Origin of the sequence: Pseudoalteromonas maricaloris (assembly GCF_024746855.1) — a bacterium.
GTDB lineage: Bacteria > Pseudomonadota > Gammaproteobacteria > Enterobacterales > Alteromonadaceae > Pseudoalteromonas > Pseudoalteromonas maricaloris.
Window position 1 is genome coordinate 3,612,723 of record NZ_CP024625.1, and the last position, 16,501, is coordinate 3,629,223.

The window sequence follows — 16,501 nt, forward strand, 5'->3', positions numbered from 1 at the left end:
TCCACTGTATCTTTGTTTTACCAGTATAGATTAATGTACAAACTTTATTATTCCAAATTGAAGTTATGTACAAACTTTTTATTCAATGTACAAACTTTATTATGCGAAAACAGCTAACAAGCCTGTCCGCATGCCCAGCCAGAGCTCCATGCATATTGAAAATTATAGCCCCCGAGCCATCCGGTAACATCGGTTACTTCGCCGATAAAGTACAGGCCTTTTTGTTTTTTAGCTTCGAAGGTTTTTGAGCTTAATTCGTCGGTATCTACACCACCTAACGTAACCTCTGCGGTACGGTAACCTTCTGTTCCATTTGGTTTTATTTTCCAGCTAGTGAGAATTGCGGTGAGCTTTTCAATCTCTGTGTGGCTGAGTTGGTTGGCGTTTTTATCTGGAATGCTGCCGTCGCTGATTAAGGCTTCAATAAAACGCTTTGGTAAGATGGTCGAAAGCAAGTTCTTCAGGCTCTTTTGCCCTTGCTCACTGCGCCAGTCATGAAATTGTGCTTGCACATCTAAGTCAGGTAGTAAATTGATGCTAACAAACTCACCTGCTTTCCAAAATGAGCTGATCTGCAAAATTGCAGGGCCAGATAAGCCTCTGTGGGTAAAGAGAATATTTTCTCTAAATTGGATACCGCTTTCACTAGTCACCAGGCTATCTACGCTAATACCAGACAAACCATCAAAGCGTGCTTTGTCGTGATCATGGAGTGTAAATGGTACAAGCGCTGCCGTGGTTGGTAATACCTTTAAGCCAAATTGCTCCGCTATTTTGTAGCCGATTGGCGTTGCGCCAAGTTTTGGCATGGTTAGGCCACCAGCGGCGATCACCACTGACTCGCAGTTGAAGGTTTGAGTTGTGGTTTTGACTAAGTAGCGGCCATCGCTTTGATGCTCAACCGCTAATACTTCTTGACGTAAATGGAGTGACACGCCCGCCCAGTCACATTCGGTAAGAAGAATATCTACGATGTCTTGCGCGCTATTGTCACAAAACAACTGCCCAAGTGTTTTATGGTGATAAGCAAGGCCATGGCGGTCTACCAATTCAATAAAGTCATGTTGGGTATAGCGACTCAAGCACGACTTTATAAAGTGTGGATTTTTACATAGATAGTTAGCAGGTGAAGCATTTTCGTTGGTAAAGTTACAGCGACCACCGCCACTGATCAAAATTTTACGACCAGGCTTTTTTCCCATATCAACCACTGCAACTTGTCGCCCTCGGTATCCAGCCTGTGCAGCACACATCAACCCTGCAGCACCTGCGCCGATAACGACTACCTCTATTTGTTGCATAAACTCACTCTACTTTTTATCTAAGATTTCTACACTTACCGTTTTGCCAACAGTTTAGCTTTAAGCGGCAAAATCGCGACCAAGCGAAAATTATACCTAGATTCTTTATCTAATCACAGCTGCGAATATCAATAGCCACTCGCATACCTTTTAAACACTTGTAAACATTATGTCAGCGCTATCATTTCTCACACCTTCAAAAACAAGAAAATACAACTAGCACACCACAACAAACCCACCCTTTAATACTAAAAAAGTATCCACTCTATTGGCTACAAAAGCTTCACAAAGTTAAAAACACTATTTTGTTTACAGTCATTTACAATGTAACTGAAATTTATTCGCTCTCTCACAAAAGTGAAAAATATCGATTAAAAACAATACAGTAAGAATTTTTTATAGCCATTTATCCATCCACATATAACTAAAAAATTAGTGCAAATAACAAAACAGCGCTTTCTTTTTTTTAACTAGGAGTTTACTTTCACTGACCATCAGCTTTTTATTAACAGCTGAACAACAAGTTAGAAACTAGGGAAACATTATGACAATCAATAAAAACTTTAAGCGCGCTGCACTAAGCGTCGCAGTGAGCGCATTATTCACTGCAACAGCAGTTACAGCCGCACCAGCACAATCAATCGGCCAAGATGCAGCGCTTGCAGCAACGGCACAAAAACTATCATCACAAAGCACGCTTGGTACACAGTTCATCATCAAGTACAAAGATGCTGGTTCGCAAATGATGGGCCTTTCAGCTGCGGATCTTGCTCCTGCTAAAATGCAACAACGTGCAGAAAGCTTTGTACAAGGCTTTAAGAGCAGTAAAGCGAGTGCTCGCGCTCAATACGTACGCCCAATGGCACTTAGCAATCACCACGTTATGCGTACTGACAAAAAACTTTCAGCAGAAGAAGCACAAGCATTCATGAACGAAGTGATGGCTTCTGGTAATGTTGAATACATTGAAATCGACCAGATGTTAAAACCATTCGCAACGCCTAACGATCCTCGTTATAACGATCAATGGCATTACTACGAAGCTGCTGCTGGTATTAATGCCCCAGCTGCGTGGGATAAAGCAACAGGTCAAGGTGTGGTAGTTGCGGTACTAGATACAGGTTATCGCCCACATTTAGACTTAGATGCCAACATTCTGCCTGGCTATGACATGATCTCTAATACCTTTGTTGCTAACGATGGTGGCGCACGTGACAACGATGCTCGTGACCCTGGTGATGCAGTCACTCGTGGTGAATGTGGAACTGACTCTTCAGGTCAGCCTGTACCACGTGCGGATCAAGACTCAAGCTGGCATGGTACACACGTAGCGGGAACAGTTGCTGCGGTAACAAATAATGGTGAAGGTGTAGCTGGTGTTGCTTACGACGCTAAGGTAGTGCCTGTACGTGTTCTTGGTAAATGTGGTGGTTTAACGTCTGACATCGCTGACGGCATCATTTGGGCATCTGGCGGCTCTGTATCTGGTGTGCCTGCAAATGCTAACCCTGCTGATGTTATCAACATGAGTTTAGGTGGCGGCGGTGCATGTAGCGCAACCACACAAAATGCAATCAACCAAGCACGTAACAACGGTACAGTCATTGTTATTGCGGCAGGTAACGATAACGATAACTCAGCAAACTACAACCCAGGTAACTGTAATGGCGTAGTAAACGTAGCATCTGTAGGTCGTGATGGTAGCCGTGCTTACTACTCAAACTATGGTGCAAACATCGACGTTGCCGCTCCGGGTGGCGCGCAAAGTTTTGCTGATGATCCAGAAGGTATCTTGTCTACGCATAACTCAGGCTCTGGTGCACCTTCAAATGATAGCTACCATTACTCACAAGGTACGTCGATGGCGGCACCTCACGTTGCGGGTGTTGCTGCGTTAATCAAGCAAGCTAAACCATCTGCTACGCCTGACGAAGTAGAAACTATCTTGAAAAACACTACACGTAGCTTCGCTGGTAGCTGTTCAAACTGTGGTACGGGTGTTGTTGATGCAGCCGCTGCGGTAAATGAAGCTTTAGGCGATGTTGTCACGCCACCTACAGGTAATACGCTTGAAGATGGTGTAGCGAAAACAGGCTTAAGTGGTGCAGCTGGTAGTGATCAGTTCTTCACTTTTGATGTACCTGCAGGTAAAACCAATGTTACCTTCACCATGAGCGGTGGTACTGGTGATGCTGACCTTTATGTAAAACTTGGCAGTCAACCAACTTCAAGCAGCTATGATTGTCGTCCTTATGAAGGCGGTAATGCCGAAGTTTGTAGCTTTGACGCACCTCAAGCTGGTACATACCATGTAATGATTAACGGTTATAAAGCTTATTCAGGCGTAAGCTTAGTTGCTGCAACTTCGGGCTCTAGCACAGGTGGTCCACAAGCAGGTGGCGGTACAATTGAAGATATTTCAGCTTCAAGCGGTCAGTGGGTTCACTACACAATCGAAGTGCCAGAGGGTATGAGCGACTTCACCGTGAAAACATTTGGTGGCTCAGGTGACGCTGACTTATTCGTTAAGTTTGGCTCTCAACCTACAGCAAGCAGCTATGACTGTCGTCCATATGAAAATGGTAATACCGAGACTTGTGTAATCACTAATCCGCAAGCGGGTACATGGCACCTAAGCGTTAATGCTTACCGTACGTTCTCTGGCCTAACGTTAGACGCGCAGTACAAGCCATAAGCAAAATTTAGTAGGCTCAGATTGAGTCTTCTTTCCCCAACGAGAGGCCGCATTTGCGGCCTTTTTTAATTATTTTTTAGAGCGGTTCAGCTTACAGTAGTCGAGATAAATCTCGACCTACAATACGCGTTGGTGGGAACGAGTTTACCTCGCGAGCTTTTAACTGCTCGCCGCGTGAAGCGGCTCCGACGTTTTAGCTTATGCTGTCGAGATAAATCTCGACCTACAGGTGGGAACGAGTTTACCTCGCGAGCTTTTAACTGCTCTCCGCGTGAAGCGGCTCCGACGTTTTAGCTTATGCTGTCGAGATAAATCTCAACCTACAAAACACGCTGGTAGGAACGAGTTTACCTCGCGATCTTTTAACTGCTCGCCGCGTGAAGCGGCTCCGACGTTTTAGCTTATGCTGTCGAGATAAATCTCGACCTACAAAACGCGCTGGTAGGAACGAGTTTACCTCGCGATCTTTTAACTGCTCGCCGCGTGAAGCGGCTGCTACGTTTTGGCTTATGCTGTCGAGATAAATCTCGACCTACGGCACAATCTTGATTACTGCAAACCTAAAGTGCCCCTGATCTCCCGCATTTTTTCTTTAAGGCTTTGTTGAATTTGCAGAACTTGCTCATGTGAGCTATTAACCTGACCTTTCATGCTGTCCATGGCGTGGCCAAAGGTATCTAGTAGATCTGATTGCTGATTGGCAAGATCCATTGCATGGGCGGCAACGTGGTTGGCGCTTTGTGCGCTCTCTGCCACACCTTCTGAATTGCGTTTCAACTCTTGTGCATGGCCTGTTTGCTGCTGTGCCTCATCTGCCAAAGCCGAGATTTGTGTCGATACTTTGTTTGAATTATCACTCAAAACATTTAATTGCTGGTGAATATCAGTCAGTGAGGCTTGTGTTTGCTGTGCAAGCTTTCGTACTTCGTCCGCAACGACCGCAAACCCGCGACCATGTTCACCTGCGCGCGCCGACTCAATCGCCGCGTTGAGCGCGAGTAGGTTCGTTTGTTCTGCGATGGAGCTGATCATATCAATCACTTTACTCACATCTGAAACACCATTAAGTAATTCATTTAAGCTCTCTAATCCCTGCTCTACGCGCTTTTGCGTGGTAGATGAAGCACTCAACATAGCATCCGCATAGGACACACTTTGTGTCATTGCTTCAAAGGTGTTATTTGCATTGTCGGCAACTTGCGCGTTGATTTGATTGGCATCCGCCCCAAGCGCCCTAAGTGAGTCAAGCTGTGCTTGGTTTTGCTCCACCTGCTCAAACGTGCCTCCAGCTTGTGCAGAGATCTGCGCCAAGTTAGTGTTCATCTCCTCCATAAAGGTGTTGATCACACTCAGCATTTCTGAGCGTTCGTCCGCTTCTGCTCGCTGCCTATCGATTAACTGGTTAAAGTAACTCGCAATTTCGCCAATTTCAGTGTCTTGGTTTTTACTTTCAATATTGCGTAACTCATTGCTTTCGATAAGCTGAGCAAAGCCATCGCGTAGTTGTCTTAGCGGAGTTAATACTTGATTGAACTGTACAAAATACACACCACCCGCAAGCAGTACGAGTAACCCAATCGCCACACCAAACAGCATAAATACATTAGTTTTTACGTCAGCCTGCTCTGTTTTTAAGTTGGTTTCTGCTTGTAGGATATTCTCTGAGATTGCTTTAATGTCACCTCGCAGTGCCAGCATGCCAGCTTGACGTTGTTTGGACTGCTGCAAGGTGTTTTCTAAGTCGCGGGCATAACGTTTAGGCCAGCTCACAAGCTCTGCTTTTATTTCTAACGCTAAGTCTTCGGCTTCGGCACCTAAAAATAGCTCGTCTTCGTCTACCTCACTCATTACCCCTAAGTTTTCGAGTCGGTCTATTCGCGCGGCAATATCCTGCAAACGGCTTAAGCTCGACATCAAACTCTGCTCGGTTTGCTGTTCGTAAGCCATAACTAATTGGTAGGTATATAAGCTCAAATTCGAGACTTCGCTAAAGTAGTCTGAAGCGAGATTAAAGTAGGATTCTTTGGCGGCACTATCTTGTGCTTTAATTGCGTACTTAACGAGGCTCGATGCTGAACCTGACATTTGCCTAAGTGCATTATCCAACAGCGCAAGTTCATTACCTGAGAGCTTGCCAAGTGCTCGATATTTACCTGCAATATCCTGTTGTAGTTGTGTGAGTTTAGTTTTAAGTTGCTCAGCAAGCGCTGGTGGCAACTGTTCCACACTTTGCTGTAATGCTTTGATTTGTTCATCAGCCTTACTTAAATACTGACTGTCGCCCGCACTCAAGTAATCTTCTACTGTACCCTCAAGCTCGATGATCACCGCATTTTTAACTTGATTGTAAGCGGCGTCTTGCACATCAAGCTCTGTTAATACTTGGCTCGCCCAAAACAGACTCGCCCCAAGTAGAATACTCGCAGTGGTCAATAATATTGCCAATAGCCGAGTAAATGTAGACACGCGCATAGAATCACAACCCCTTTATCAAAATGCTCCGCAAGAGTATTAAGGATTTATGACAACTTGATTAAATCTGGTTACCTTTTCTGTGCAATAGTACAAAATCATACTTTTTACGTATATCCATCTAGATATCTACTGCACAAAATTAAATCAGGTAGTGGTGTACTATTTCATCGCGGCATTAACATAAACGTCAAAGCGGTTTTTCTTGGTTTTTATTTGCATACTTGGCGTTTTATCATTTAAGAAGCCGGCGTAGTCTGGACGTTTTACCACCACCCTTTTAGTGGCTAACTGCAAAGCAAAAGGTAACAGTGCGTCCGCATCCAAATCATTGCCAACTAAGTCTTGGAATACACGCATTTCTTTTTTCACTTGCGCCGATTTTTCACGATGTGGAAACATAGGATCAAGATACACTACGTCTGGACGCCAACCCGCTTGCTCTAGCAAGTCATGACTGGAACCAAATTCCAGTCGCATAGTTGACTGCACCCATTCGCCAATTTCAGCATCTTGATAGGCGCGTTGCAAGCCGTCATATAGCAGCGCTGCGACTACCGGATTACGCTCGTGTAACACGACTTTGCAACCCATAGACGCAAGCACAAAGGCATCGCGTCCAAGTCCCGCAGTTGCATCCAATACTGTAGGCACAGCACCTTTATTTAGGCCAACCGCTTTTGCAATTGCTTGCCCTTTACCACCACCAAATTTGCGTCGATGAGCAACTGCGCCAGTCACAAAGTCAACTCGGATAGCACCGAGTTTTGGCTCATCTTTTTTGAATAATTGTAAGCCTAGCTCATCATAAACCAATTGAAACTCCGCCTCGTTAATATTAAGCGCGGATAAATTAAACAGCTTAGTTAGCGTATCTAGGTAGGATCTGTTTTCTTCAAAAGGGGTGTGAATGTACAAGCTAAGCTCCCAAGGGTTACCAACCGTGGCAGTATACCCCTTTCCCTTTCTAGTGTCTTTGATTATCCAGTGGCTTAAAACAGTTCAATATCTGCTTGCGACGCCACTTCATCCTCACCCCAAGGTTTCGCTATTTTGTTTAAACTCTCTATAAGCTGCTGGCGTACCTCAGTCACTTCTCCTAACTTATATTTAATTATGGTTAGCTCATCACTTAAATAAGTGAAATGCTCATAGAGCTCTTGCAACCGCTCTCTTTCGCTTGGTTCTAAGACTGCAAGCTTGTCGCTTTCCAGCACAGTCTGAAACTCAGCAACTTTGCCACTGTAATGATCGCCAACGCCGCTTAAATGATCGCTCAGCTCAGCAAATACCTGTCCGATATGTTCCACTTTATTAAGCGCATCTTCACTGACTTCCATGTCTCTGATTTTGGCATCAGTGGCTTCCAGTATGTGCGGAAACAAATCTTTATAGCGACCATAAACCGCAACATCGTCCACAGGCATGTTTTTAATCAGTAAAGAGACTTTAGGATAGTTAATGATAGTTCTACGGCCAAAATCAACAAAGCGACTGCCATCTTTGTGTTTCTCAAATAGCTCTTGCTCTATCGGTTGAATAGCTCCCTCGCTGGAGTAAAACATCGCGTCTTGGTGATACCAAAAAGCCACCGCAACATCGAGCTCCATCGGCATAAAAAACTCTAAAAAATGAGCGCTCAAAGTATTGAGATCATGCGCGTGATACGATTGCCCAACATAGCGCATTATACGACCCATATCACCAGAGTCAGTCATGGCTATTTCGGCTGTGGTTTGGGCGCGCTGTACGTCTTGTTTGAGCTGCGACGAGGTTTTTCTATAGTCATCAAGGACATTAATACGCGCTAGTAATTCTTCGGCGTTAAAGGGTTTGACTATGTAGTCCGCAGCGCCGGCATTATAGCCCCGCATCCGCTCTGAAATATCGGCACGAGAAGACAAAAACATAACTGGGATCTCAGTGGTGTCCTCTAGTTTTTTGAGTTGCTCACATACCTCAAAGCCCGACAGTCCAGGCATCTCGACATCAAGCAAAATAATATCCGGACGATATTTTTTAGCCAACCGTAAGCCTTCCTCGCCATTTTTCGCATGTAATATTTTGCACGTACGCGATAGCGCCTCATCAACAATGTGATGGACGAGTTTGTCATCATCAATGGCAAGAACCAGTTTCGTCATGTGGCTTTCCCTATTAATTCATATCTTTATAGAATAGTCAGAGATATTGAATTTGCTAACAAAAAGTCACACTTTCTAAGACAAAAAAAACGCCTTCAGAAGAAGGCGTTATAGAATGGAAAAAGTACTAGGCGGCGATCCCGCTGTGGCGTAATAGCGCATCTACTTTTGGTTCTCGACCACGGAAGCGAGTAAACAGTACCATCGGCGCTTCTGACCCCCCCTTTTCAAGAATGTGATGCATAAACTCACGTCCGGTTTGCGGATTGAATATCCCTTCTTCTTCAAACTTAGAAAACGCATCCGCAGACAGCACTTCTGCCCACTTATAAGAGTAGTAGCCCGCGCTATAGCCACCAGCAAAAATGTGGCTAAAACTATGCTGGAAGCGATTAAATTCGGGTGCTTTAACAACTGCTGTGCGCTCACGCACCGCATTGAGCGTTGCTTGAATTTGGCAATCTGTGTTTGGCTCAAAGTCAGCGTGAATATGAAAATCAAACAACGAAAACTCCAACTGACGTAGCATTTGCATGGCTGATTGGAAGTTCTTTGCTGCCAGTAACTTGTCTAACATTTCTTTTGGTAACGGCTCGCCCGTTTCATAGTGCCCTGAAATAAAGTTCAGCGCTTCTTCTTCATAGCACCAGTTCTCTAAAAACTGACTTGGCAGCTCAACCGCATCCCATGCCACACCATTAATACCAGCAACTGGCGCTGCATCCACTTGCGTTAGCATGTGATGAATACCGTGACCAAACTCATGGAATAAAGTAGTTACTTCATTATGGGTAAATAGCGCAGGCTTATTGCCAACGGCTTTATTAAAGTTACACACTAAATAAGCGACAGGAGTCTGCAACTCACCATTTGCGCGTACTTTTCGGCCCATGCAGTCATCCATCCAAGCACCACCACGCTTATGTTCACGGGTATATAGGTCGAGATAGAAATGACCACGCAACTCACCTTGATCATCGTGAATAGCAAAAAAGCGTACGTCTGGATGATAAGTATCAACGTCTTTAACTTCACTCACACGGATCCCAAACAGGCGATTTACAGTTTCAAATAAACCGGCAAGTACCTTATGCTCAGGGAAGTAAGGGCGTAGCGCTTCGTCAGAAATCGCATACTTAGCTTGTTTTAACTTTTCGCCATAATATGCGTAATCCCAAGGTTTTAACTCACTTACACCGTGTTCTTTATTCGCAAAGTCTCGTAGTTCAGCCACTTCTTGCTCGGCTTGTGGTTTTGACTTAGCGGCAAGGTCGTTTAAAAACTTAAACACTTGCTCTGGTGTCTCAGCCATTTTAGTTGCCAGTGATTTCTCTGCAAAACTAGAAAAGCCAAGCAGCTGAGCCAGTTCGTGTCTAAGCGTAAGTGCTTCATGCATAATCGCTGAGTTATCAAACTCGCCAGCATTAGGCCCTTGATCAGAAGCACGGGTTACAAACGCACGATAAGCCTCTTCACGGAGCGCTTGGCTATCTGCGTAGGTCATTACAGGAAGGTAAGAAGGAATATCTAGCGTAAATACCCAGCCTTCTAATCCTTTGGATTCGGCAGTATGAGCGGCAAGTGCCAAGGCAGATTCCGGTAGCCCAGTTAAATCAGACTCATCAGTAATATGTTTTTGCCATGCCTGAGTGGCATCCATTACGTTGTTGCCAAACTTTGATGCCAGCTCCGACAGTCGTGCCACAATTTCGCCATAGCGCTTTTGCTTCGCAGCTTCCAGCGCAATACCAGAAAGTTGAAAATCACGCAGTGCATTATCCACCGACGTTTGCTGAGCAATCGTTAAGTTACCAAACTCAGCTGACTCTTTTACTGCTTTATAGGCTTCATATAGTCCTTGATGTTGGCCACAATAAGTCGAATATTCAGAGATTAATGGCAAACACTCATCATACGCTTTGCGCAGCGCCTCTGAATTGACCACTGAGTGCATATGCGATACCGGCGACCACATGCGGCTAAGTTTATCGTCCGCTTCTTCTAGCGGTAGTACAAAGTTGTCCCAGGTATAATTCGATTGCGCTAAAACAGTGTCGATAGTTTCACGACAGTGCGCGATGGCAGATTTTAATGCTTCAACAATATGTTCAGGCTTAATTTTCGAAAAAGGAGGCAATCCTTCTAGCCCGATTAATGGGTTACTCATGGGCACGCTCTTTATTTTCTAATCTAATATTGAGGTTGAAATAAGGGTGAATGACCGCATTTACAAGTATCTGAACAGATTTTTGCTTAATATCGGTCTTCGGTTGTGCACTTTTGCTATTTACTTAATATAAAGTAGTAGGGTTTAAGCAAAACAAATAATTGGCGAGGAATTTTTATGGCTCAACATTTTGACTATATCGCAATCGGTGGCGGTAGCGGCGGGATCGCATCTGCAAACCGAGCGGCGATGCGAGGTGCCAAGGTGGCATTAATAGAAGCAAAGCACTTAGGCGGTACTTGTGTAAACGTGGGCTGCGTTCCAAAAAAAGCGATGTGGCACGGCGCTCAAGTTGCTGAAGCCATTAAACTATACGCACCAGATTATGGTTTTGATGTTGAACTAAAGAACTTCGATTGGGGTAAGCTGGTAGAAAGCCGCGAAGCCTACATTGGCCGTATTCACCAAGGTTACAACGGCTACCTAGCGAAAAATGGCGTCACCGTGATCAATGGCTTTGCTAAGTTTGTTGATAACAACACCATTGAGGTCAACGGCGAGCACTACACTGCCGATCATATCAACATTACCGTAGGTGGCCGCCCAACGATCCCTAATATTCCAGGCGCTGAGCATGGTATCGATTCAAACGGTTTCTTTGAGCTTAAAGAGCAACCTCGCCGCGTAGCGGTTGTGGGCGCGGGTTATATCGCGGTAGAGCTTGCGGGCGTATTGCACAGCTTGGGCACAGAAACCCATCTATTTGTTCGTAAGCATGCTCCACTTCGTAATTTTGATCCTATCTTGGTTGAAACCTTAACTGAGGTAATGGAAAAAGAAGGCCCAACGCTGCACACTCACGCAGTACCACAGTCAGTGACCAAAGAAGAGGATGGCTCAGTCACCTTACACCTTGAAAATGGTGAGTCTTATACCGTAGACAAACTGATCTGGGCAATTGGCCGTGAACCAATGACAGATCTTATCAACCTCGCTGCGACAGATGTAGAAACCACGCCTAGCGGCCATATTAAAGTCGACGAATGGCAAAACACCACAGCCAAAGGTATCTACGCGCTTGGTGATATTATGGATGGTGGCATAGAGCTGACACCTGTTGCCGTGAAAGCAGGTCGAATGCTAGCCGAGCGCCTATTCAATCCAGAATTGCCAAACGCAAAAATGGATTACGACTTAGTCCCTACCGTCGTCTTTAGCCACCCACCAATTGGCACCATTGGCCTAACAGAGCCAGAAGCGGAAGAAAAGTACGGTAAAGACAACATCAAGGTCTATACCTCTACCTTTGCTGCAATGTACACCGCGGTCACTCAGCACCGCCAACCGTGTCGTATGAAGCTAGTGTGCGCAGGCCCAGAAGAAACCGTAGTAGGCCTACACGGCATCGGCTTTGCCGTAGATGAGATGATCCAAGGGTTCGCCGTCGCAATGAAGATGGGCGCAACCAAAGCAGACTTTGACTCGGTAGTCGCGATACACCCAACCGGCTCCGAGGAATTTGTTACTATGAGATAAGCAATTGACTTATTTGAATTTAAAATAATTCTGCGAGTGTCAAAACACTCGCTTTTTTCTTAATTATCCGTGAACAAGCCGATGTGTGGGTTTATCAAAGTGGATGAATACCAAAACACCTCAGTCAATTTGTAACTCCCCCAAAAAATAAAAGTAGGCACTACATACCCTATTTCGCCCATTGGATAAAACAGTTAATACATGCGGTACAACGTCAGATGGCGCTGCGTTTATACCGACCTACCGCGCGTTAGAAAAACGTTTTATTTATTTCGGATATAATATTTTTTCCTGCACGTGCATCACTTGGAGTTTTTGCAAAAGTCACCTTATAGCGTTTATCATGTTCAAACTTCAGACTATGATGCTGCCCCTCTTCACATACCGTAAAACCCATGGACCGCCACTCGGATTTAGATTGAGAAGTTACTCTTTGGTAGTTACTAAAAGTTTTTTTAAATACATCTTTTAGATCATTCCTGTAGTCGGAACTTTGGTTGGCGTTCAATACGTCGTCTAGCACATCACACATTCTTGAGTGTTCTTTGGCGTTTGAACGCTTCTCTTTAATTAGTTCCAAAACCATTGACAATATTTCATCCTGATAGAGGTCTTTCTCTATACCAAAAGCAAGTAATGTTTTCCCTGAGTTTTTACTATTCTCTAAAAAGCCATCCAATCTAGACTGTAAAATTATTTTATCCTGATTAGCTTCCTCCAATAAGGTTTCAGTGCTCAATAAGCGCTCTTCCAGCTCGCATTTTTTCAGCTCAAAAGCTTCTTCTTGACTGTCTAGATAGTTAAAGGCTTGTTCTGCTAGTTCTTTGTATTCACTGTCACTAGATAGCTCATTAAATTTTCGCTTAAGTTCTAAACGATAATCTCTCTGTCGTTTGGCTTTGACGTCTACAGAGCTTATATGTACTTTTCGGTTTGGTCCGTTGGTTAGGTGAGTGACATTAGATAGGACCTCATAAACTATATTTTTCCCATTATTTTCAATTTCCTCGATAGCCAATCTAGAAAGTAACTTATTATGACAGTTATTTTTCCCTTTTTTAGGATAAATTATGTTGATAGCTCCATCCCATGCGGAATACCTTTCACCTAACTCATTAGCTAAGTCATAGCTATTTATTGAATTATCCAAATAGATTACTTGGGCTAGACCAGCCAGCTGCTCTTGTAGAACCTTAGCATCAACAAGTGACTTACCGTTTTTTAAGCAACTAAGTATAACTAGCGGATGCTTTCTACTTTCATTCTCTATTTCGTAACTTAACCCTCTAAAGTCATCGTGATTATTAGGTAATATTTTTTCTCGTAAACCTATCACCGACCCAGATAGCTGTACGTTTTCTAATAAGAATTTTACAAACAGGGGGCGTGTGCTAGTTGGGAGCTCAGTAACTTGTGTGCTAGTTTCATTTGTTTCTACCATCACAAATACATGGGTTTCAGCGTTTTCAACTTTAATTGTAATCTCTGTCTGCCAAAAACGACCATAGACTTCTTTGTCCGGGTGGCTGAACTTAACACAATACAGTTCAGGTTCAAATTTAGTTGATACAAACGTTGATATGTTAGTTCTATCGATATCAAATGACTCACCACTTTTTAATTTATCTATAGAAAAGTGGCTTTTAGTTTTATACTTTAGCCAACCTACAATTGTCGAGAACACTTTGTCTGTAACATTGCTTCCTGATAGAATGAAATTGTTTACGTATATCAGCATAAGAAACCCTTCTAAGTACTATCCTACTTGTTTTTAGGGAGTTAGAAAGTGGTACTATTGCACCAAGCCCCCTGAGTAACTTGTAAATATAGCCAATTAATAGAAGTTTGCACTGAGTAGATCGAACAAGGCGAAAAGCACTAATAGCATACGCACTACTGCTAATCTGTTTACAGCATAATTTGATATCATCAATGAAAGTTAAAGGTGATGAGATTAAAGTCTATCACTTCAAGAAAAATGATTAAGTATCCAGCTTATAGGACGAAAGCCGCTCATATAAAGTCTGGAAAATACGATAGGCGATTTGTTTTTTCGGGAGAAATTATGGAAATTTGCTGTTTTTCTGGAAAACACACATAGCCCTTATAACTAAAGGCTTTACAGAAATCTTCCAGATTCTACGTGTGACGGTAATGCTTTACTATGAGGTAATAGACTGATTTAATTCATTAGGTTTTAAAAATAAAAAACGCGAGTCGATTACTACCTCGCGTTTTCTATATGTTAACTCAACGCTTCAAGCGTTCATCGAGCAAATTGGATAGACGTCATTGGTTCGCAAGCTCAGTCAATGCCTGCTTAATAAGCTCAGGATGGGTAAATGGGATCAGGTGCTCAGTTGATGATATTGGTAAATACTGCCCACCGCTGGTTTCAGCAACTTCTTGTGACCATTTTCTCCCCTCAGCCTCCCATTTTATTAGATTGGCTTTCGCTTCTTCAGAGTCTGCATTGGCGATATCTAGTTTTTCAAACTCACTGTCTATCACTGAAATTGGAATGCTGCTGTCTGGCTGCCAATTTTTTACCAGCTCTAAGTCATCGTGGTAATTCATCATCTCGCGCACCCGAGTAAGTTGAGCTTCAACACTATGGCGGGTTTGCATAATAAGATTAAAATATTGCCAATCCATATAAGCTGAAAACTCGCTTCCTTCAAGTAGTGTTTCAATATGCGCCTGTTCTTCAGCTATTTTTCTATCCATTTTTTCTTGCCAATTACCTGCAGCAACATGATCAATCAAATCTTGTCCGTATTGACGATAAACATCAACTGGGTAACCTTGATACTGAGCAATAGAATGTGGCAGTAAAATATCAGGGTCTAACCACAACATGCTTGCTATCTTTTGTTGAAACTCCTGTGATTTTTGCATCGCAATTAGCGGCACCGAGTTACTATTTGCGTAACTCAACAAATGCACATCATTGAGATTGAGCTTTTCAAATAGTACAGGGAGGTCGTGTGCAAATTTATTCATGGAAGGCGCGTCATCAACACTACTTAATCCCTGCCCTAGCCTATCAATGACGTAAACATTAAAACTCTCTGCCAAGTAAGGCTGTAGTAACGCGAACCAAGCACTGTCACTATGAAAATGCATATTCGCGCCCGAGAGCATGACCACAGTTGGTTTATCAGCGTGCTGTTTTAATTGTCGAACATGGTAATAATCGTTGTTTACTGCGATAAGATCAGAACCTTGGGGCAGTGCATAACGACTTGTCGATTCAAAAAATGTCATTATCGATTCGGTGGTTTGGACAGGTGGTAAATTCCAGCTATGATGAGCCCCGCCTACACTAATTAGCTGCGTTTGAATATTGCGATTAGGATAGTGAGTTAACGTCACGCCTTCCGCTATTTCTTCATCAACAGATAAAGCAGCCTCATAGTTTAGATTAGCAATAATGTTAATCGCTTGAGGTGACGAGAGTAGCCCAAAATTTGCGTGACTTTTGCCATTATAAGGCAATACTGAGTCTGCTTTACCGTGCATAATTCGGTAGTTTGTAGGTGTCGAAAAATTACAGCTATCACCTAATTGGTAGGACATAGGTGCGGCAACCGTTACTATCGCATTAAACGTCTCCGAACGGTTACATAATAGGTTTTGTACAAATAACCCGCCTTGAGAAAAGCCAGTCGCGTAAATTTCACCGTCAATGACATCATATTTGGCTTTTATTTCTGCAATCATCTGATCAACAAAGCCTAAGTCATCTACACCTAAACGATGTGCCTTGTTACAACCACAGCCTTCATTCCACTCTTCATTTTTTGATTTGGGATAAACAACAATATAATCATCGTTTTGCTCATGTAGCTTGGTTAAACTTGCCATACCGTAAGCAGTCCCTCCAGAACCATGAAAAGCCAACATCAGCTTGTACGCTTTATGTGGCTTTTCAATCGGCTTCATATAATAGTAACGCTCATTGAGTTGATGGACCTCAAAACCATTTACGGGTTTTAACACACCATCGTCATTGCTTAACGCCTTTTTGCTGTCGCTACTGCTGCCACAGCCCGCGACTAAAGCTGCGAGTGTTAAACCTAACGCCTGTTTTAAAAACATTCGACTTGTCATGTTGGCCATTCCTATTTTATTGTTTTCATGTACTCTAAATACTTTGAAAAAGGGCGCGACGAATTCACATGAA

At 43.5% G+C, this 16,501-nt stretch carries 9 protein-coding genes; 2 read left to right on the top strand and 7 right to left on the bottom strand.

The features are described 5' to 3' along the window. Positions 1–113 precede the first annotated feature (113 nt). Positions 114–1,301: a BaiN/RdsA family NAD(P)/FAD-dependent oxidoreductase gene (locus CTT31_RS16060; protein WP_260491585.1), complete on the bottom strand. Its 1,188-nt coding sequence runs from the start codon at positions 1,299–1,301 to the stop codon at positions 114–116. 544 nt (positions 1,302–1,845) lie between these two features. Between CTT31_RS16060 and CTT31_RS16065 the strand changes: the two genes are divergently transcribed. Then, positions 1,846–3,996 (top strand): S8 family peptidase, encoded by a 2,151-nt coding sequence (locus CTT31_RS16065; protein WP_260491586.1) that lies wholly within the window; start codon positions 1,846–1,848, stop codon positions 3,994–3,996. Between the two features lie 549 nt (positions 3,997–4,545). On the opposite strand, the gene CTT31_RS16070 is transcribed toward CTT31_RS16065, so the two are convergent. The 4 genes from CTT31_RS16070 to prlC all read right to left on the bottom strand — a co-directional run bounded on the left by CTT31_RS16070 (position 4,546) and on the right by prlC (position 10,779). Then, positions 4,546–6,468, bottom strand: a complete 1,923-nt coding sequence (locus tag CTT31_RS16070; protein WP_260491587.1) for a methyl-accepting chemotaxis protein — start codon at positions 6,466–6,468, stop codon at positions 4,546–4,548. A 162-nt stretch (positions 6,469–6,630) separates the two neighbouring features. Next, a complete protein-coding gene (locus tag CTT31_RS16075; protein ID WP_370649625.1) occupies positions 6,631–7,386 on the bottom strand; it encodes a class I SAM-dependent methyltransferase in 756 nt (251 codons plus the stop codon). Positions 7,387–7,460: 74 nt separating this feature from the next. Next, the gene (locus CTT31_RS16080; protein WP_039492853.1) at positions 7,461–8,612 is read right to left on the bottom strand and encodes a response regulator; all 1,152 of its coding nucleotides are present in this window, start codon (positions 8,610–8,612) and stop codon (positions 7,461–7,463) included. Positions 8,613–8,739: 127 nt separating this feature from the next. Beyond that, on the bottom strand, positions 8,740–10,779 hold the full coding sequence (gene prlC, locus CTT31_RS16085) for an oligopeptidase A (RefSeq protein ID WP_260491588.1): 2,040 nt from the start codon (positions 10,777–10,779) through the stop codon (positions 8,740–8,742). 177 nt (positions 10,780–10,956) lie between these two features. Between prlC and gorA the strand changes: the two genes are divergently transcribed. Continuing rightward, on the top strand, positions 10,957–12,315 hold the full coding sequence (gene gorA / locus CTT31_RS16090) for a glutathione-disulfide reductase (protein WP_010376766.1): 1,359 nt from the start codon (positions 10,957–10,959) through the stop codon (positions 12,313–12,315). Between the two features lie 250 nt (positions 12,316–12,565). Here the strand turns inward: gorA and CTT31_RS16095 are convergent, their stop codons facing one another. Further along, on the bottom strand, positions 12,566–14,053 hold the full coding sequence (locus tag CTT31_RS16095; RefSeq protein WP_260491589.1) for a hypothetical protein: 1,488 nt from the start codon (positions 14,051–14,053) through the stop codon (positions 12,566–12,568). Positions 14,054–14,604: 551 nt separating this feature from the next. Further along, positions 14,605–16,428 carry an alpha/beta hydrolase gene (locus CTT31_RS16100; RefSeq protein ID WP_260491590.1) on the bottom strand — a complete coding sequence of 608 codons (1,824 nt, stop codon included), beginning with the start codon at positions 16,426–16,428 and terminating at the stop codon, positions 14,605–14,607. Between the last annotated feature and the right edge of the window lie 73 nt (positions 16,429–16,501).